Source organism: Paraburkholderia sediminicola (assembly GCF_902859805.1).
Lineage (GTDB): Bacteria > Pseudomonadota > Gammaproteobacteria > Burkholderiales > Burkholderiaceae > Paraburkholderia > Paraburkholderia sediminicola.
Window position 1 is genome coordinate 105,586 of sequence record NZ_CADIKC010000003.1, and the last position, 19,720, is coordinate 125,305.

A 19,720-nucleotide genomic window follows, 5' to 3' on the forward strand; every position below is an offset into this window, starting at 1 on the left:
AGCGCCCACCGCGTCGGCGGCATGACGACAGCTTACAGAATCTTCTACGGCCTGCGCGTTGTCTGAAACGCGGCCGTATGGTTATCTTCAATGCTCGTAGCGCCGCTGGAAGCCGCGGCAGCGGCGCCTACATTCGCACCAGCGGCACGGCCCGCGTGATAAGCCGCGGCCCATGCGGGCGGTGCAAACAGCGCGCGCAACTTGTTGCGCCAGCCTCGCACGCTCACGAAATCGGCGGCCATCGACGCCCATTCATGAAACGTCGCCTTCAACGGGTTATAGGTGTGCAGCGGTTCGACGATGCCGTACATCGGCGCTTCGTGCGGATCTTCCTCGACATAGCTGCCGAACAGGCGATCCCAGATCACCAGCACGCCGGCGTAGTTGCGGTCGATATAGCGGTCGTTGCGCGCGTGATGCACGCGGTGAATCGACGGCGTGTTGAATACGTATTCAAGCCAGCCGAGTTTGCCGATTGCCTGCGTGTGCACGAAAAACTGGAAGCCGAGATTGATCAGCACGATCGCAACGATCTGCTTCGGCGGAAAGCCGAACACGGCGAGCGGAATCCAGAACAGCCACATGCCGGCAATCGGATACATCAGGCTCTGGCGGAAGGCGGTCGAAAAATTCATCCGCTCCGACGAGTGATGCACGACATGCGCGGCCCACAGCCAGCGCACGCGGTGGCTGCACCGGTGAAACCAGTAATAGAGCAGGTCCTGGGCAACGAACAGCACGACGAACGACACCCAGCTCGCCTGCCACATATAGACGCGATAGTGATCGTAGAAAAATGCATAGACGGGGATGATCACGAGCCACGCGAGCTTGTCGGCGGCTTGCTGCATCAGCGCGAGCGCGGCGTTGCAGAACGTGTCGCGCCAGCTATAGAGCTGCGCGCCGGGGCGCGTACGCCGCAGGTGCCACGCCTCCCAGCCAATGCATGCGAGAAAGACTGGCGCCATGGCGAGCAGCAGCAATTCGGCATCGAATTGCATCGTGTCTTCCTCCGTGGTCCCTTGCCGCTGCGCTTGCCGCAGCGGACGTTGTCGTTATCGTTTGATTGGGCCACGCTTTCGTAACGGCTGCGTGGCTCGTGCGCTACGCATAACGTTTTACGCGCGCCTCAAACACTGCCCGACAGCGTACACGCTTGGGCGCATTGCGGCGCGTGGGTTCTATAGAAGGAATCCTCAATGGGTACCGCGCTTGTGCGGGTTTTTCCTGGGCTTGCTGCCGCGCGGTTCGGCGATGGGGTCGGAGACCTTCGTGAATCCCTGGGACGGTCCCTGATAGACCCATTCGAGCAAGGCGTCGTGCGCGGCGCGCGCGGCCTCCGAATGCGGGTCGTTGATCAGGCTCACCACCACGTAGCTGTTGCCATCCGCCGAGGCTACATAACCGGCGATCGCCCGCACGTCGCGCAGGGTGCCGGTCTTGATGTGCGCGTTGCCGCCTGCGCCCTGGTTGGTCAAGCGGTTGCGCATGGTGCCGTCGACACCCGCAATCGGCAGCGACTCCACGAACACCTGGGCGACCGGGCTCGCATTGGCCCGCTGCAGCAGATCGGCGAGCGAGAGCGCGGTGACGTGCTCGTCGCGCGACAAGCCCGAGCCGTTGTCGAGCGTCAGGTATTGCATATCGACGCTGTCGCGGCGCAGAAAGTCCTCGATGGCGCGCGCCGATTTCGCGGGCGTGGCGGGCGCTTTTTCTTCCGTGGCGCCGATGGTCAGGAACAGGTTGCGCGCCATCGTGTTGTTACTGAACTTGTTGATGTCGCGCACGATGTCGGACAGCATCGGCCCCTGGTGCGTGGCGACGAGGCGCGCGCCGACCGGCACCGGGCCTTCGCGGGTCGCGCCGCTGAACGTGCCGCCGGTTTGCTGCCACAGGGCGAGGAAACCGCCTGCGAAGAACGCGGAGTGATCGAGCACCGCGACGTTGATCGTGCGCGGGCCGCAGCGCACCGAGTAGTCGCCGTCGAACGACGCCACCACGGTGCCGTTCGGCTGTGGCGTGACAGTGGGCGAGACGGCGGCGGCGTCGCCGCGGCACGGACCGTTGACGGCGTGCATCTGATTGTCGATCTGCAACTGCGAGAGCGCGGGCAGCACGTCGATGGCGACGCTGCCGTCCGGCGAAGGTGTCAGCGTGAACGACAGCGATTTGAAGGCGTACAGCAGCGGATCGGGGCCGACGTTGTACGGCGCGGTGGCGTCGTCGTCGAACGGCGGCAGATCGCGCGTGGAGGCGTCGAAATAGCGCTTGTCGAGCACCAGCGCGCCGTCGATGCCGTTGATCCCCGCCTTGTGGATCTTCTGCACGAGGTCGATCAGTTCTTCGGGCACGAGTTTCGGATCGCCCGTGCCCTGAATGTACAGATTGCCGTGCAGCACGCCGTTGGCGTCGAGCGTGCCGTCAGCGTAGGCGCTCGTGCGCCAGCGATACTCCGGGCCGAGGATCGACAGGCCGGAGTAGGTGGTGACGAGTTTCATCGTCGAGGCGGGCATCATCGGCTTGCCGGCGTTCAGCGCGAGGATCGGCGTGCGGTCGCCCACTTTCTCGACCACCACGCTGATCGACGACAACGGCACGTGCGCGCGCTGCAAGCCGAGCATTACCGGCTGCGGCAACACCGTCGTAACGTTGACGCTCGGATGCGTGGTCTTGATGCGCGCCTGTGCGGTGAGCGGCAACGCCGCGCCACCGCTGCCGAGCGCGGCGCAGGTAAGCAGCAACGCCGCCGAGCGCGCAGCAAACCGGCGAGGCAGAGAGTCAGCAACAGGAGAAGAAGGCGAACGCAGCGCTACACGGCGTGCGAGAGAGTGCAAGAAAGCGGGCAAAAAAGCGTGCGTCATGGACAGGCGAGGAAGCAAGATTTCGGGGCGCGGCGGCGCGCGGCAATCCAGAGTGTGTCGAAGCGGCGCGTGGCGCGCGAAAAACCGCAGCGCGACGCAAAGCGCCCATTGTAGAGACATGCCGCCACGCTGCGGTGAAAAAGCGTCGCGCGGCGCGCACGTCGGAGCCGGGCGCTAGAATGCGGCATCATCAAATGTTTCGGGACCGTACCAACCATGCGCATATTGCTTGTCGAAGACGACCGGATGATCGCCGAAGGCGTACGCAAGGCGCTACGCGGTGAAGGCTTCGCGGTCGACTGGGTGGAAGACGGCGAAGCGGCGCTCAGCGCTGCGGCCAGCCAACCTTACGATCTGGTGCTGCTCGATCTCGGCCTGCCCAAACGCGACGGGCTCGATGTGCTGCGCACACTGCGCGCCAAAGGCCAGGCCATTCCGGTGCTGATCGTCACCGCGCGCGACGCGGTAGCCGATCGCGTCAAAGGCCTCGACGCCGGCGCGGACGACTACCTCGTCAAACCTTTCGATCTCGACGAACTCGGCGCCCGCATGCGCGCGTTGATCCGCCGCCAATCGGGCCGCAGCGATTCGACGATTCGCCACGGCAATCTGACGCTCGATCCGGCCTCGCATCAGGTCACGCTCGACGGCGCGCCGGTCGCGTTGTCGGCGCGTGAATTCGCTCTGCTCGAAGCGTTGATCGCGCGACCCGGCGCCGTGCTTTCAAAGAGCCAGCTCGAAGAAAAAATGTACGGATGGGGCGAGGAAATCGGCAGCAATACGGTCGAGGTTTACATCCATGCCCTGCGCAAGAAGCTCGGCGCGGACCTGATCCGCAACGTGCGCGGCCTGGGTTACATGATCGCGAAGGACGCCTGAGCCGATGCGTTCGATTCGCCGTCAATTGTTGTTCTGGCTGCTGGCGCTGGTGTTGCTCGGCGTCGGCATTGCGGGTTGGCTGATTTACCGGCAAGCGCTTGCCGAAGCCAACGAACTGTTCGATTACCAGTTGGAGCAGATCGCTGCGGCGCTGCCATCCGAACCGTTCTCCCAGGTGCTCGGTTCGCGCGACACCGGCGACGAAGGCATCGTGCTGCAAATCTGGAATCGCAACGGCGTGCTGATGTACTACTCGCGCCCGCGTGCGCCGCTCGCGCCGCGCGCCGAACTCGGCTTTTCGACCGAACACACGGAACGCGGCGACTGGCGTGTGTACGGCGCGATCGTCGGCGATAACGTCGTGCAGCTGGCGCAGCCGGTTTCGGTGCGCAACCGGCTGGCGGCGAATGTGGCGTTGCGGACTTTGTGGCCATTGATTGTCCTGCTGCCGCTATTGGGCGTGGCGGTGTGGGTCGTCGTCGGGCGCGGGCTGCGGCCGTTGCGGCGCGTGACCAGCGCGCTGGACGCGCGTCACCCCGAGGCGCTCGATCCCTTGCCCGATCAGCGTCTGCCGCTCGAGGTGCAGCCGCTCGTGCGGGCGTTGAACGGCCTGCTTGAACGGCTCGCCACTGCGCTCGATATTCAGAAAGCATTTGTCGCCGATGCCGCGCACGAATTGCGCACGCCGCTTGCCGCTGTGCAGATCCAGTCGCAACTGGTGGCCCGCGCGAAAGACGACACCACGCGCAGCGAAGCGCTGGCCGATCTGCAGGCAGGTGTCACGCGCGCCACCCGTCTTGCCGAACAATTGCTGGCGCTCGCGCGTTCGGAGCCGGACGGCGTCGCCGCGACGAACGCGATCGATTTGCGCGCGCTGCTGCAGGACTGTGTGGTGGCGTACGCGCCGCTTGCGCAGAATCGCGGCGTCGATCTCGGCATCGAGGCGAGCGATGCCGCCACGGTGACGGGCGACGCCGACGCGCTGCGGGTCATGTTCAACAACCTCGTTGATAACGCAACCAAATACACGCCGCGAGGCGGCCGTGTCGACGTCAGTCTGCATGTGGAAGAAGGGCATCCGGTGGTGCGGATTGCCGATAGCGGGCCGGGCATCGAGCCGGCCGAACGCGAGCGCGTGTTCGATCGCTTCTACCGGGCAGGCGCCGGCGCGAACCGCGTGCGCACCGATGTGGCGGGCACCGGCCTCGGCCTTGCGATCGTGCGCCGCATCGCCACGCAACACCATGCGGCGGTGACGCTCGACGAATCGGCGGCGGGTGGTTTGCAGGTCGATGTGCGCTTCTGAGGGTGAGGCTTTCTGTTCGTAAAGTGACTCGAACGTGGTTTGAACGTGGCTTAAGCGAGGCTTAAACAAGCCTCAAAAATGGGCCTGAAGCGATCTGGCGCTGCTTAAGACTCTTTTAAGCGATGCCACGTACGCTTCATCTCATTCCAAAGCCTCTTTCTCCCAGTCAGGAGTACACGATGAACGCGAAAACCTTGTCCCGCAGCGCTGTTGCAGTGGCTGTCGCCGTGGCGCTTTCCGCCGGCTATGTGGCGGGGCATCGCGACGTGCCCGCGCCGCAGGTGATCACGCCGGCGCAGGCCGCGATGATGCCTGCCGAAGCCGCGGCGAAAACCGGCATTCCCGATTTCTCGGGTCTGGTCGAAACGTACGGTCCGGCCGTGGTCAACATCAGCGCGAAGCACGTGGTCAAGCAGGCGGCATTGCGCGGTAACGGTGGTAATGGCGGTAACGGCGCCAACGGTGGCAACCAGTTGCCGATCGATCCGAGCGATCCCTTCTATCAGTTCTACAAGCACTTCTTCGGCGGCATGCCGGGCATGCAAGGCGGCGACGGCGGCGATGCACCCGATCAGCCGAGCGCGAGCCTTGGCTCGGGATTCATCGTCAGCAGCGACGGCTACATCCTGACCAACGCTCACGTGGTGGACGGCGCGAACGTCGTCACCGTGAAGCTCACCGATAAGCGTGAATTCAAGGCGAAAGTGGTCGGCGCCGACAAGCAGTCCGACGTCGCCGTGCTGAAGATCGACGCGAGCAGTCTGCCGACCGTGAAGATCGGCGATCCGCGTCAGAGCAAGGTCGGCCAGTGGGTAGTCGCGATCGGCTCGCCTTACGGTTTCGACAACACGGTGACCTCGGGCATCATCAGCGCGAAGTCTCGCTCGCTGCCGAACGAAAACTACACGCCGTTTATCCAGACCGACGTGCCGGTGAACCCGGGTAATTCGGGCGGCCCGCTGTTCAATCTGCAAGGCGAAGTGATCGGCATCAACTCGATGATCTATTCGCAGACGGGCGGCTTCCAGGGCCTTTCGTTCGCGATCCCGATCAATGAGGCGATCAAGGTCAAGGACGACATCGTCAAGACCGGCCATGTGAGCCGCGGACGTCTCGGCGTCGCGGTGCAGGGCATGAACCAGACGCTGGCCGATTCGTTCGGCATGCAGAAGCCGCAAGGCGCGCTTGTCAGCTCGGTCGATCCGGACGGCCCGGCCGCCAAGGGCGGTCTGCAACCGGGTGACGTGATTCTGTCGGTGAATGGCGAGCCGGTTAGCGACTCGTCGGATCTGCCGTCACAGGTCGCGGGTCTGGCGCCGGGCAGTTCGGCCACCGTGCAGGTGTGGCGCGACAAGGCCACCAAAGACCTGAAGGTGACGATCGGTTCGTTGTCGGATGCCAAGGTAGCGTCGGATAAAGCCGATCAGCCGACCCAGCTGCAAGGCCGTCTCGGCGTGGCGGTGCGGCCGTTGACGCCGGAAGAGAAGAGCGGCGCATCGGTGTCGCACGGTTTGCTGGTGCAGCAATCGGGTGGCGCGGCTGAAAGCGCCGGCATCCAGCCGGGCGACGTGATTCTGGCCGTCAATGGCCGGCCGGTTACGAGCGTCGATCAGTTGAAGCAGATGATCGCCGGCGCGGGCAACAGCATCGCGTTGCTGATCCAGCGCGATAACGCGCAGATCTTCGTGCCGGTCGATCTCGGCTAAACGGACATTGATCGCATTGAAGTCATGCTTGCCGGTCCTTGCACTTACTATGTACGGACCGGCATTTTTTCACCTGCTTCAAAGCTGCGGTTTAAAGCTGTATCAAGGCTGTAAAGCAGGGCGCTCTGCGCCGCATGGCGTGGCGCAGCAGCGGTTTCCATACGAAGCGAACTGATGGCGGGCACGCAGCTTGCGTCTGCCTTGATCTGGACCCTCCGAGGGATTCCGGATGACAAGGACCTTAAGAAGGAGCGAACCGATGAAAACCCAACGCAATCAGCGAAGGATCGTAGCCGCCGCGGTCTGCGCAGCGCTCACGCTCGGTCTGGCGGGCGGCGCTTATGCACAGGCGAGTGACGTAACGGGCGGCTCGACCGCCGACGAAAGCAGCGCGGGCAACGCAAACGGTGGCGGCCTGCCGCAAATCCAGCACCAGGGCGACGTCTCGTTCGTGTCGGGCGGCGTCGGCCTCGACGAATCGAAAGCACTGCAGCAGGCGCAAAGCCAGTGGCCGCTGTCGATGCGCTTCACCGGGCCCGGCTCCGATTTTCTCGCCGACATCCACGTGCGGATCGTCGACGCGCACAACGGCAATGTGCTGACCGCCACCTCGCGTGGGCCGTATATGCTGGTCAGGCTGCGCCCGGGCCGCTACACCGTGCACGCGCAGTACAAGGATAGCGACCAGACCAAGGCGGTGACGATTCCGGCCAAGGGCACCGCCAAGGCCGCGTTCTACTGGAATATGCAATAAGCGGCTCGCCTCTTCCGAGCGGCGCCGGACAACACGCCCCGGCGGCATTCAGGAAGGCCGCGCAATCGGCTGAACTTTGGCCGATAATGAAGCCACGGGCGCACCCCGTGGCTTTTTTGTTGCACGACCGCATATCGAGCTGCACCCCGAGTTGTACACCAGCACGGAGCCGAGACATGAGCGATGCCTTGACGCCTCACGGAAGCCCCAGACCCGGCGCGAGCACGGGCGGGCACGCCATCGCCATCAGCGGCAACAACCATCGGGTGCGTGTGATTCACGGCGGCGTGACGATGGCCGACACCCAGGCAGGCCTGACACTCACCGAAACCGGCCTGCCGGACGTGTTCTATTTTCCGCGCGGCGATGTCAACATGGCACGCCTCGAACGCTCCACGCATACTTCGCACTGCCCGTTCAAGGGCGACGCCTCGTACTATCATCTGCGCACCGAAGACGGTCTGATCGAAAACGCCGTCTGGAGCTATGAGACGCCGCTTGAACCGGTGCGACAAATAAAAGGGTATCTCGCGTTTTACGCATCGCGCGTCGACCGTATCGATCAGACGTCCTGACCGGCTGTCGCGCGTTCATCGGGGAGGCTGCCATGGAACTGAACGACGCGTTACGGATTCCGCTTGCGCCGTCCGACGTTTGGGACGCGTTGCAGGACCTCGCCTTGTTGCGTGCCAGCCTCGACAACTGCGAGTCGTTCACGCGCCTTGGCCACGGCGAATACGCACTCACCATGACGGTGCCGCTCGGGCCGTTGCGCGCGCGTTACGAAGCGCGCGCCCACGTAGCCGGCCAGGATTCCGGACCGGCGGACGCGCAGCGCCGCACCATCAACTTCAAGGCGCGCGCCGAGGGCATTGGCTCCTTGCGCGGACAGATTGAAGTGAGATTGCGCGCGGACGACGGCTCGCATGGCGTCGGCAGGGAGCGCGGCACGCGGATCGATTACACGATCTGGGCGACCTCGTCCGGGCCGCTTGCTGAGTTGCCCACGCGCCAGCTCGAAAATGCGCTGCACCAACTGGCCGACGATTTTTTCGACGAGTTCGGCGCTGTTGTGCGCGCCAAGCACGGGCAAGGGCCGAACCGTGCACGCGGGTCGGCGGCGCGTCGGCAGCACGTGTTTCTGCGGCCGATTAACCTCGGCGGGATTGCCCGGCGCACGCGCGTGGATCATGGCAATGCGCTGACGGGGCGGGCGGCGAGCGCATCGCATGGGGCGGCCCACGGCGTGTCGCATGGGGTTTCGCATCGCGAGCCCAATCCGCACGTGGTGCCGAACTGGGCGTGGGCAGTGATGATTTTTCTGGTGGCGCTGCTGTTGTATGTGGCGCGCTGGATTAGCGAACAGTAAGCGCTTTCACCCGCGCTCATTCGTTGCTCACACGCCGCGGAACTCTCGCCGCCATGCGGATGGCGAGGTGCGGAATGCCTCCGCGAAATGCTGTCGTAGCGAGGCGGTCGAGCCGAATCCGGCAATCCCCGCGATCGCTTCCACGGACTCATCCGTGCTTTCCAGCAACTGTTGAGCGCGGCCGAGCCGCTGCGCCAGCAGCCATGCGCCGACGGTCGTGCCAGTGGCGAGCCGGAAGCGCCGCGTAAATGTGCGGCGGCTCATCAGCGCGCGTTCGGCGAGCGTGTCGAGCGTATGTGGCGCATCCAGATTCCCGCTTACCCAATCGAGCAGGCAGGACAGACGGTCGCCGCGGACGTTCGGCGCCACCGGTTGCTGGATGAATTGCGCCTGGCCACCCTGGCGATGCGGCGGCACCACCAGGCGCCGCGCGACATAGTTCGCCGCCTCGGCGCCGCACATCTTGCGCAGGACGTGCAGACAGCAGTCGAGGCCGGCGGCGGTGCCGGCCGAGGTCAGTACGTTGCCGTCGTCGACATAGAGCACGTCGGGATCGAGCCGCACGCGCGGAAAGCGGCGCGCGAAGTCGTCTGCGCACGCCCAGTGGGTCGACGCCGGCCGGTCGTCGAGAATGCCGGCGGCGGCCAGCACGAACGCGCCCAGGCACAGCCCGACCAGCTGGGCGCCGCGTGAATGGGCGGCGCGCAGTGCGTCGAGCAGGGCGGCGGGCGGCGTCTCGTCCGGATCGCGCCAGCTTGGCACGATGATCGTATCCGCGTCGGCGAGCGCTTCGAGCCCATGGGTGACCGCGATCGAGAAGCCGGCGGTGGTGGTCAGCGCGCCGGGTTCGCTGGCGCAGACGCGAAAGTCGAAATCGGGCAAGCCGCCATTGCTGCGGTCCTCGCCGAACACCACGCACGGTACCGAAAGATGGAACGGGCTGATGCCGTCGAACGCGACGACCGCGACGACGTGGCGAGGCGCGTCGACGCGCCCGACGGTAGAGGAGGTGGATGTAGCCGTCATTCTCAATCGCCCCGTGACATTTAACGATGACCCAACGATGGCCCGATTCTAGCGAAGATTGTCATTCGGGTCGCTATCGTCGAAATGGCGGCTGACGAACAATGCTTCATCGCCGCTGCCTGCAGAACGCCCATCCCGGGCCGTGCAGCGCGAGCCCTAACTGCTCAACCGACAGGAGTCTTGCCATGACCGCACCCCGCCGCGCGCTGATCGTCATCGATGTGCAGAACGAATACGTTACAGGCGATCTGCCGATCGAATACCCGGATGTGCAAACCTCGCTCGCCAACATCGGCCGGGCGATGGATGCGGCGCGTGCCGCCGGCGTGCCGGTGGTGGTCGTGCAACATCTCTCCGCGGCCGGCTCGCCGGTGTTCGCGCGCGGCAGCGAAGGCGCTGAGTTGCATCCAGTGGTGGGTGGGCGGGCGCACGATCACTATATTGAGAAGTCGCGGGCGAGCGCCTTTACGGGTACCGATCTCGCCGACTGGCTGGCCGCGCAACAGGTCGACACGCTGACGGTTGTCGGTTACATGACGCACAACTGCGACGCGTCGACGATCAACCACGCCTACCACGCCGGGTTTGCCGTCGAATTTCTGCACGACGCAACCGGCTCGCTGCCCTATGAGAACAGTGCGGGCTTTGTGAGCGCTGAGGAGATTCACCGGGTCTTCAGCGTGGTCCTGCAGTCGAACTTCGCGGCGGTAGCGAGTACTGAGCAGTGGATCGCCACGGTGCAGGGCGGGGCGCCGCTCGAGCGCGGCAATATCTACACGTCAAATCAGACGGCGCGGGCGCGCCGGGTCGCAGCGTAAGTATCTAGCTAGTCTGACCGGGTAACCGGGCGGCCGTCGCCGCCCGATTCCCGATACGCAGTGCGGGACTCAGCCGTAGCGCATCGAACATTCCGGCGACCATCTGCTCAGCGTGTTTGCTGAAATCGGTCGCCTCCGGCAAAAACAGCATGTCGCGCAGCGAGCCGCTGATGAACGCATGCACCATCGCCGCGGCGATTCTGGTGTCGAGATCGGCCGGCAATTGCCCTTTGGAGATTGCATTGCGCAGACCGCCTTCGATCTTCAACAGCCCTTCGCGCATGTTGGTCTGATAGCGGATCATCACCGGACCCATCTCTTCGACGAACTCGCACTTCAGAAAAAGGATGTCGAACACCCGCCGGCGGCGCGGATCGTTAGCCGTGTCACGCAGGCAGACTGTACAGATTTCCGTAAGACGCCCGAGCGGGTCGGGTTCATTGGGGTCTTGCGAGGCGGCCTTGAGTTCGTCCAGCGGCAGCAGCACGCGGTCGAACATTTCGGTGAACAGATCGCCCTTGTGCGCGAAATGCCAGTAGATGGCGCCGCGCGTGACGCCGGCGGCCTGTGCGATGTCGGCGAGCGACGTGCGCGATACACCTTTCTCGAAGAAAACCCGTTCGGCCGCGTCGAGAATGCTGTTGCGCGTCTCCTGCGCCTCTTCCTTGGTTCTTCTGACCATATAGTGGTGACCTGCCCTGATTGTGGGGTTTTCCCGGGCGCTTTTAAGTACGCTCGATGACAATCTGTCTGCTGTTAAGCAATTTACGAAGCGATCTTGCAGGCCCCCTGCCTGCAAAGAACTAAACGCACTTTTACATGCATTCGTGGATGTATATATAATAGCATCCCACGATCGGATAGCCCAAGCCGTGACGACCGGTTAATATCCGTCACTGTTGCCTTTCAAAACGCTCTTGCGCCGTGCCTCGATGGGCGGCGCCGTGCGGCATTTCCCCGGTATGGCGCATTTCGCTCAGGATGCCCCTGCAGGTGCGGTTTGCATCCACGGGCTTCCGGTCACGCGTCGCAAGACGCATGTGTGCGCTGTCGTCCCCGGGGTAGGGATGCGCGCACTTTTTCATTCTCAGTCTTTGACAGAGGTCGCTCCATGCGCGTCGAACGGGTTCCATTCCGCTTAATCAGTGCCGCGACGGCTGCCGTATTGCTGGCAGCGTGCGGACCAAAACAATCTGCCCCGCCGCAACAAACGCCCGAAGTGGGCGTTGTCACCGTCCAGCCGACGGCTGTGCCCGTCGTCACCGAATTGCCTGGCCGCACCAGTGCCTTCCTCGTCGCGCAAGTGCGTGCACGGGTCGACGGCATCGTGCTGCGCCGCGAGTTCACGGAAGGTGGCGAGGTCAAGGCCGGTCAGCGTCTGTACAAGATCGACCCGGCGCCCTACATCGCGACGTTGAACAACGCGAAGGCAACGCTGGCGAAGGCCCAGGCCAATCTCGTCTCGACCACCGCGCAAGCCAACCGCTTCAAGGTCCTGGTGGCCGCCAATGCGGTCAGCAAGCAGGACTACGACAACGCGGTGGCCTCTGCAGGCCAGGCCGCGGCTGACGTGGCCGCCGGCAAGGCAGCGGTCGACACGGCGCAGATCAACCTCGGCTACACGGACGTGACCTCGCCGGTGACCGGCCAGATCGGCGTGTCGCAAGTTACGCCGGGCGCGTATGTGCAGGCGAGCGCCGCCACGCTGCTGGCAACGGTCCAGCAACTCGATCCGGTCTACGTGGATCTGACGCAATCCAGCCTCGACGGCCTGAAGCTGCGCCGCGAAGTGCAGGAAGGGCGCCTGAAGACGAGTGGCCCGGACGCCGCCAAGGTCTCGCTGATCCTCGAAGACGGCCGCACCTATTCGGAAAAGGGCAAGCTGCAGTTCACCGACGTGACGGTCGACCAGACCACCGGCTCGGTAACGGTGCGCGCGATCTTCAAGAACACGGACAAGGTGCTGCTGCCGGGCATGTTCGTGCGCGCGAGGATCGAGGAAGGCATCAACGACAACGCGCTCGTCGTGCCGCAAGTCGGCATCACGCATGACCAGAAGGGCCAGCCGACCGCGCTCGTCGTCAACGCGTCGAACAAGGTCGAATTGCGCCAGCTCGTCACCTCGGGCACGTACGGTTCGAACTGGGTGGTGGAAAGCGGCCTGAAGGCCGGCGACCGCGTGATTGTCCAGGGCACCGACAAGGCGCATCCGGGGCAGGAGGTCAAGGCCGTTGCCGCGCAACTTCCCGCCACACCCGCCTCCGACGCATCCGCTCAGGGTGCGCCGGCCGCCAGCGGTGCTACGCAGACGGCTCAACCCGCTTCTGCTGCATCGGGCGCGTAATAACAGGGAGCCCGCTTCATGGCAAAGTTCTTTATTGATCGCCCAATTTTTGCATGGGTGATCGCCATTATTCTGATGCTCGCGGGTATCGCGTCGGTCTTTACGTTGCCGATCGCGCAATACCCGACCATCGCGCCGCCGGCCGTGCAGATCAGCGCAACGTACCCGGGTGCATCGGCGAAGACGGTGGAAAACACCGTCACGCAGGTGATCGAGCAGCAGATGAGTGGTCTCGACCACTTGCTGTATCTGTCGTCCACATCGGACGACTCGGGTACGGCAACCATCACGCTGACGTTCGCAGCCGGCACCAATCCTGACATCGCGCAGGTGCAGGTGCAGAACAAGCTGCAGCTCGCCACGCCGCTGTTGCCGCAAGCCGTGCAGCAGTTGGGCACCAAGGTCACGAAGTCGAGCAGCAGCTTCTTGCTGGTGATGGCGTTCGTGTCCGAAGACGGCAGCATGAACAAGTACGACCTGGCGAACTACGTCGCGTCGAACGTCGAAGACCCGGTTAGCCGGATCGACGGCGTGGGTACGGTGACGCTGTTCGGCTCGCAGTACGCAATGCGGATCTGGCTGGACGCGAACAAGCTGACCAACTTCGGTTTGACGCCGGTAGATGTGCAAACGGCGTTGACGGCGCAGAACGTGCAGGTCGCGGGCGGTTCGCTCGGCGGCACGCCGTCGGTGCCGGGTCAGGTGCTGCAGGCAACCATCACGGAAGCCACGCTGCTCAATACGCCTGAACAGTTCGGCAATGTGCTGCTGAAGGTGAATACAGACGGTTCGCAAGTTCGTATCAAGGACGTGGCCCGTATCGAACTCGGTGGCGAAAACTACAACTTCGACACCAAGTACAACGGTCAGCCGACGGCAGGCTTCGGTATTCAGCTCGCCACCGGCGCGAACGCGCTGGCTACGGCCAAGGCAGTCCGCGCGAAGGTCGCCGAACTGTCGAAGTACTTCCCGCACGGCCTCGTCGTGCAGTATCCGTACGACACCACGCCGTTCGTGCGCCTGTCGATCGAAGAAGTGGTCAAGACGCTGCTCGAAGGTATCGTGCTGGTGTTCCTGGTCATGTATCTGTTCCTGCAGAACCTGCGCGCCACGCTGATCCCGACGATCGCCGTGCCGGTGGTGCTGTTGGGCACGTTCGCGATCATGGGTATCGTGGGCTTCTCGATCAACACGCTGTCCATGTTCGGGCTCGTGCTGGCGATCGGCTTGCTGGTGGACGATGCGATCGTGGTGGTGGAAAACGTCGAGCGGGTGATGCAGGAGGAGGGCTTATCGCCTCGAGATGCGACCCGCAAGGCGATGGACCAGATTACCGGCGCGCTGGTCGGCGTGGCGCTCGTGCTGTCGGCGGTGTTCGTGCCGGTGGCGTTCTCGGGCGGTTCGGTCGGGGCTATTTACCGGCAGTTCTCGCTGACGATCGTGGCGGCGATGGTGCTGTCCGTGCTGGTCGCGTTGATTCTGACGCCGGCGCTGTGCGCGACGATCCTGAAGCCGATCGAAAAGGGTCACCAGGAAAAAACCACCGGCTTCTTCGGCTGGTTCAACCGCACGTTCAACAAGAGCCGCGACAAGTATCACTCGGGCGTTCACCACGTGATCAAGCGCTCGGGCCGTTGGCTGATCATCTACATGGTGGTGATCTTCGCGGTCGGCCTGCTGTTCGTGAAGTTGCCGAAGTCGTTCCTGCCTGATGAAGACCAGGGCACGATGTTCGTGCTGGTGCAAACGCCGTCCGGCTCGACGCAGGAAACCACGGCGCATGCGCTGAAGGACGTGTCCGACTACCTGCTCAACACCGAAAAGGGCATCGTCGAATCGACCTTCACGGTGAACGGCTTCAGCTTCGCCGGCCGCGGTCAGAACGCGGGTCTCGTGTTCGTGCGGATGAAGGACTATGCGGTGCGTCAGCACTCGGATCAGAAGGTGCAGGCGCTGGTTGGCCGCCTCTTCATGCACTTCTCGAGCTACAAGAACGCGCTGGTGTATCCGGTGAATCCGCCGTCGATTCCTGAACTCGGCACGGCTGCCGGCTTCGACTTCGAGTTGCAGGATCGCGCCGGTATCGGTCACGAGAAGCTGATGCAGGCTCGCAACATGCTGTTGGGCATGGCCGCGAAAGATCCGACGCTGGCTCAGGTGCGTCCGAACGGCCTGAACGATACGCCGCAGTTCACGGTGAACATCGATCACGAGAAGGCTTCCGCGCTCGGCGTGTCGCTGTCGGTGATCGACCAGACGTTCTCGATCGCATGGGCGTCGCAGTACGTGAACAACTTCCTCGATACCGATGGCCGGATCAAGAAGGTGTATCTGCAAGGCGACGCACCGTTCCGGATGAAACCGGAAGACCTGAACGCGTGGTACGTGCGTAATACGGCGGGCAGCATGGTGCCGTTCTCATCGTTCGCGAGCGGTACGTGGTCCTACGGTTCGCCGAAGCTCGAGCGCTACAACGGTATCTCGGCAGTGGAAATCCAGGGCGCGGCTGCACCGGGCAAGTCGACCGGTCAGGCCATGACGGCGATGGAAGCACTCGTGGCGAAGCTGCCGGCGGGTATCGGCTACGAATGGACGGGCTTGTCGTTGCAGGAACGTCAGTCCGGTTCGCAGGCGCCGATTCTGTACGGCATCTCGATCCTGGTTGTGTTCCTGTGTCTCGCGGCGCTGTATGAAAGCTGGTCGATCCCGTTCTCGGTGATCATGGTGGTGCCGCTCGGCGTGATCGGCGCACTGCTGGCCGCTACGCTGCGCGGGCTCGAGAACGACGTGTTCTTCCAGGTGGGTCTGTTGACTACGGTGGGGCTGTCGGCGAAGAACGCGATTCTGATCGTGGAATTCGCCCGGGAGTTGCAGCAGGGTGAAGGAATGGGGCCGATCGAGGCCGCGCTGGAAGCAGCGCGTCTGCGGTTGCGTCCGATTCTGATGACCTCGCTCGCGTTCATTCTCGGCGTGATGCCGCTTGCGATCAGTAACGGCGCGGGCTCGGCCAGCCAGCACGCAATCGGTACCGGCGTGATCGGCGGGATGTTGACGGCGACCTTCCTCGCGATTTTCATGATCCCGATGTTCTTCGTCGTGATCCGCGCGAAGTTCGGCGGTGAGAAGGAAGACCCGGATGAGGCGCTCGCACACTACAACCAGCACCATCCGCATGATCCGCAAGGTGGCGGGTCGGCTGGCGGGTCGACTGATCAAGGCTCGGGCAAGGACGGACATTGAGATGCAAAAACACTCTTTGATTGCAGTGGCGGTTGCGCTGTTCGCCGCGGGTTGCACGATGGCGCCGAAGTACCATCGCCCGGATGAGCCCGTGACGGCGACCTTCCCGACCGGCGGCGTGTACGACACGCAGCCGGGCGCGGCGGGCGCCTCGCGGACCGCGAACGGCCAGGCGGCCGCCGATATCGGCTGGCGTGATTTCTTCGCTGATGCGCGTTTGCAGCGGCTGATCGAAATCGCGCTGAAGAACAACCGCGATCTGCGCGTGTCGGTGCTGAATATCCAGGCATCGCAGGCGCAGTACCAGATCGCTCGCGCGGCGCTGTTCCCGACGCTGGACGCCGCGGCGTCGCAAAGCAAGCAGCGCACGCCGAAAGATCTGACGTCCACGGGTCTTACGATCAGCAACACGTACTCGGTGGGTCTGAACGCTTCCTGGGAAATCGACTTCTTCGGGCGGATTCAAAGCCTGAAGGATCAGGCGTTGGCTCAGTACCTGGCTACCGCTCAGGCACGCAAGGCCGCGGAAATCGCGCTGGTCTCGCAGGTGGCGAATCAGTACATGACGGTGCTCGAGCTCGACGATCTGCTGAAGGTCACGCAGAACACGTTGAAGACCGCGCAGGAGTCGTACCGCATCACCAAGCTGCAGTTCGACAACGGCACGGGTTCGGAACTGGATCTGCGGCAGTCGCAGACGGTGGTCGAGCAGGCGAACGCCAACCTGCAGTCGCAGGCGCGTCTGCGGGCTCAGGCGGATAACGCGCTCGTGCTGTTGCTCGGCGAGCCGTTGCCGGACGATCTGCCGCCGGGCATGACGTTGGACAATCAGAACCTGCTGACGGATGTTCCGGCGGGTCTGCCGTCCGATCTGCTGACACGTCGTCCGGACATCATGGAGGCCGAGGAGAATCTGCTGGCGGCCAACGCGAACATCGGCGCGGCGCGTGCAGCGTTCTTCCCGAAGGTCTCGCTGACCGGCAGTTTCGGCACGCTGAGCCCGACGCTCGGCGGTCTGTTCAAGCCGGGTTCGGCGGCATGGAGTTTCGCGCCGTCGATCACGTTGCCGATCTTCGAAGGCGGCCAGAACAAGGCCAATCTCGATCTCGCCACCGTGCAGAAGAACATCCAGATCGCCACGTATGAGAAGGCGATCCAGACGGCCTTCCGCGAAGTGGCGGATGCACTGGCGGCGCGCGGCACGTACGATCAGCAGATCCAGGCGCTCGAGCGCAATACCTTTGCCGAACAGCGCCGGCTGGATCTGTCGGACCTGCGTTATAAGAACGGTGTCGACAGCTATCTGTCGGTGCTGACCGCGCAGACCGATTTGTACACGGCGCAGCAGTTGCTGGTGACCGCGCGCATGCAGCGTCTGCAGAACCTGGTCACCCTGTACCAGGCACTCGGCGGCGGCTGGATCGAACGGGCCGGCGAGCAGCCGCGTCCGGCCGATGCACCGGTCGATTACGGTGCGGCGAGTGCGCCGGTGGCGGCTTCGGCGGCGACCGCGGGTTGAGGTCTGTAGTTTTGCAGTAGCAGGTGCGCAGGGCGGCTTTCAGTTCTATCGGGAAAGCCAACCTGCGCATCCGGTAATAAAAAAAGCCACGGCATGCCGTGGCTTTTTTTATTGATGCTTGCCTTGAACCGAATTCGACCCGGCGCTTAGCGCAATCTCTTTCGCGCGGCGCCGGTTGCAGTTCGATGCTTAGTGCGCATCCACCGCACGCAGCATCTCGTCGCCGCCCGTCGGCTCATTCCCGCCGCGTCCGTCGAAATCATGTCCGGCTTTGCGAATTTCGCACTGCGCCTTCTTCTCGCTCTTCACACCGTTGAAGATCAGGTTCAGCACGACCGCAGATACGGAAGCCAGCAAGATCCCGCTATGCAACAGCGGCGAGAGCGCCGGCGGCAGTTTCGAGAAAAATTGCGGCGACACCACCGGCACCAGACCCATGCCGATGCTCACCGCGACGATGAACAGGTTGTGATGGTTCTTCACGAAGTCGACCTTGGCCAGCACCTTGATGCCGTTCGCCGCGACCATGCCGAACATCACGATGCCCGCACCGCCGAGCACGAAGGCGGGCACCGAGGCCACCACTTGCGCCATCTTCGGGAACAGGCCCAGCAGCACCAGGATCACGCCGCCCATCGCGCAGACAAAGCGGCTCTTCACACCCGTCACACCGATCAGGCCGACGTTCTGCGAGAACGAGGTATGCGGAAACGAATTGAAGATGCCGCCGATCAGCGTGCCCAGACCATCGACGCGCAGACCGCGCACCAGCGTCTTCTGATCCACCGGACGATCCACCATGTCGCCGACTGCGAGGAACATGCCGGTCGATTCGATGAAGGTGACGAACATCACGGTGACCATCGTCGCGATCGCGAGCGGATCGAAATGCGGCAGGCCGAAGTGGAACGGCATCACGATGCCGACCCACGGTGCGTGCGTGACGCCGTCCATGTTCACGCGGCCGAGTGCCAGCGCGATGACGAAACCCGCAACGATGCCGAGCAGCACCGAGATATTGGCGAGGAAGCCCTTGGCGAATTTGTTGATCAGCAGGATCAGCATCAGCACCATCAGCGACAAACCAAGGTAGACCGGGTTGCCGTAATCAGGATTGCCCACGCCGCCGGCTGCCCAGTTGATGCCCACTTCCATCAGCGAGAGACCGATCACCGAGATCACCACACCGATCACGACCGGTGGGAAAAAGCGCAGCAGCTTGCCGACCATTGGCGCGAGAAGGATGCCGATGACGCCGGCCGCGATAGTCGAGCCGAAGATGTCGAGAATGCCGAGCGAAGGGTTGGTGCCGATCGCGACCATCGGACCGACAGCCGCGAACGTGCAGCCCATGATGACCGGCAGACGGATGCCGAAGATCCACAGACCGAGGGTCTGAATCAGCGTGGCGATGCCGCAGGAAAACAGATCGGCGCTGATCAGGAACGCGATCTGGTCTTTCGGCAATTTCAGCGCCGCGCCGATGATCAGCGGCACCGCAACCGCGCCTGCGTACATCACCAAAACGTGCTGAATGCCGAGCGTCAGCAACTGGCCCGCGGGCAGTCGCTCGTCGCACGGGTGAACCGTGTTCGATTGCATTTTGTCTCTCTCCACCATCTAGTTTTGGGATGACTCCAAGGTATGCGGAACGAAAAGCTGCAACAAGACCACTGGGGCCTATTCCGGCATTCCCGGTGACGATATGGATGAAGCCTGTTTGAAAGCTAAAAGAAATGCGTGCGTCGCACAAATCGGCTGTTAGCCCCTTGCAGCGGCGATGGACGCTCACGCGTCGCGCGTGCCCGTCCTGGCGGGATATGTGTGAGAATCAATGAGGTGTATCTCGCTCGACGCATAGTGCTGTTTTTGTGCGGCTCGCGGCGTGGCGGGGTTAA

At 63.5% G+C, this 19,720-nt stretch carries 15 protein-coding genes; 10 read left to right on the forward strand and 5 right to left on the reverse strand.

Annotated features, from left to right (window positions below):
- Positions 1 to 44 precede the first annotated feature (44 nt).
- A complete protein-coding gene (locus R8871_RS12760; RefSeq protein ID WP_175050811.1) occupies positions 45 to 1,001 on the reverse strand; it encodes a sterol desaturase family protein in 957 nt (318 codons plus the stop codon).
- Positions 1,002 to 1,196: 195 nt separating this feature from the next.
- Entirely contained in the window at positions 1,197 to 2,861 is a 1,665-nt protein-coding gene (gene dacB, locus R8871_RS12765; RefSeq protein ID WP_175050812.1) for a D-alanyl-D-alanine carboxypeptidase/D-alanyl-D-alanine endopeptidase, read from the reverse strand.
- A 216-nt stretch (positions 2,862 to 3,077) separates the two neighbouring features.
- On the opposite strand from dacB, the gene R8871_RS12770 reads away from it, so the two are divergent.
- The 6 genes from R8871_RS12770 (at position 3,078) to R8871_RS12795 (ending at position 8,875) form a co-directional block, all read left to right on the forward strand.
- The gene (locus R8871_RS12770) at positions 3,078 to 3,740 is read left to right on the forward strand and encodes a response regulator (protein WP_054034404.1); all 663 of its coding nucleotides are present in this window, start codon (positions 3,078 to 3,080) and stop codon (positions 3,738 to 3,740) included.
- A gap of 4 nt (positions 3,741 to 3,744) precedes the next feature.
- Positions 3,745 to 5,046, forward strand: a complete 1,302-nt coding sequence (locus tag R8871_RS12775) for an ATP-binding protein (RefSeq protein WP_175050813.1) — start codon at positions 3,745 to 3,747, stop codon at positions 5,044 to 5,046.
- Between the two features lie 179 nt (positions 5,047 to 5,225).
- The gene (locus R8871_RS12780; protein ID WP_175050814.1) at positions 5,226 to 6,752 is read left to right on the forward strand and encodes a DegQ family serine endoprotease; all 1,527 of its coding nucleotides are present in this window, start codon (positions 5,226 to 5,228) and stop codon (positions 6,750 to 6,752) included.
- Between the two features lie 259 nt (positions 6,753 to 7,011).
- The gene (locus R8871_RS12785) at positions 7,012 to 7,506 is read left to right on the forward strand and encodes a carboxypeptidase regulatory-like domain-containing protein (protein ID WP_175050815.1); all 495 of its coding nucleotides are present in this window, start codon (positions 7,012 to 7,014) and stop codon (positions 7,504 to 7,506) included.
- Positions 7,507 to 7,682: 176 nt separating this feature from the next.
- Complete coding sequence (locus tag R8871_RS12790; RefSeq protein ID WP_175050816.1) at positions 7,683 to 8,081, forward strand: DUF427 domain-containing protein; 399 nt, start codon at positions 7,683 to 7,685, stop codon at positions 8,079 to 8,081.
- Positions 8,082 to 8,113: 32 nt separating this feature from the next.
- The gene (locus R8871_RS12795; RefSeq protein ID WP_175050817.1) at positions 8,114 to 8,875 is read left to right on the forward strand and encodes a CoxG family protein; all 762 of its coding nucleotides are present in this window, start codon (positions 8,114 to 8,116) and stop codon (positions 8,873 to 8,875) included.
- Positions 8,876 to 8,902: 27 nt separating this feature from the next.
- Here the strand turns inward: R8871_RS12795 and R8871_RS12800 are convergent, their stop codons facing one another.
- Complete coding sequence (locus tag R8871_RS12800; protein WP_175050818.1) at positions 8,903 to 9,901, reverse strand: helix-turn-helix domain-containing protein; 999 nt, start codon at positions 9,899 to 9,901, stop codon at positions 8,903 to 8,905.
- A 185-nt stretch (positions 9,902 to 10,086) separates the two neighbouring features.
- Between R8871_RS12800 and R8871_RS12805 the strand changes: the two genes are divergently transcribed.
- Positions 10,087 to 10,719: a cysteine hydrolase family protein gene (locus R8871_RS12805; RefSeq protein ID WP_175050819.1), complete on the forward strand. Its 633-nt coding sequence runs from the start codon at positions 10,087 to 10,089 to the stop codon at positions 10,717 to 10,719.
- A gap of 4 nt (positions 10,720 to 10,723) precedes the next feature.
- Here R8871_RS12805 and R8871_RS12810 read toward each other — a convergent pair whose 3' ends face one another.
- Positions 10,724 to 11,401 (reverse strand): TetR family transcriptional regulator, encoded by a 678-nt coding sequence (locus R8871_RS12810; RefSeq protein WP_175050820.1) that lies wholly within the window; start codon positions 11,399 to 11,401, stop codon positions 10,724 to 10,726.
- Between the two features lie 429 nt (positions 11,402 to 11,830).
- Between R8871_RS12810 and R8871_RS12815 the strand changes: the two genes are divergently transcribed.
- Genes R8871_RS12815 through R8871_RS12825 form a run of 3 tightly spaced genes read left to right on the forward strand, consistent with a single transcriptional unit; the run spans position 11,831 to position 17,822 of the window.
- Positions 11,831 to 13,063, forward strand: coding sequence for an efflux RND transporter periplasmic adaptor subunit (locus tag R8871_RS12815; RefSeq protein ID WP_175050821.1), 1,233 nt, complete (start codon positions 11,831 to 11,833; stop codon positions 13,061 to 13,063).
- Positions 13,064 to 13,081: 18 nt separating this feature from the next.
- A complete protein-coding gene (locus R8871_RS12820) occupies positions 13,082 to 16,303 on the forward strand; it encodes an efflux RND transporter permease subunit (protein ID WP_175050822.1) in 3,222 nt (1,073 codons plus the stop codon).
- Between the two features lies 1 nt (position 16,304).
- A complete protein-coding gene (locus R8871_RS12825; protein WP_175050823.1) occupies positions 16,305 to 17,822 on the forward strand; it encodes an efflux transporter outer membrane subunit in 1,518 nt (505 codons plus the stop codon).
- A gap of 189 nt (positions 17,823 to 18,011) precedes the next feature.
- Here R8871_RS12825 and R8871_RS12830 read toward each other — a convergent pair whose 3' ends face one another.
- A complete protein-coding gene (locus R8871_RS12830; protein ID WP_175050824.1) occupies positions 18,012 to 19,424 on the reverse strand; it encodes a nucleobase:cation symporter-2 family protein in 1,413 nt (470 codons plus the stop codon).
- Positions 19,425 to 19,720 lie beyond the last annotated feature (296 nt).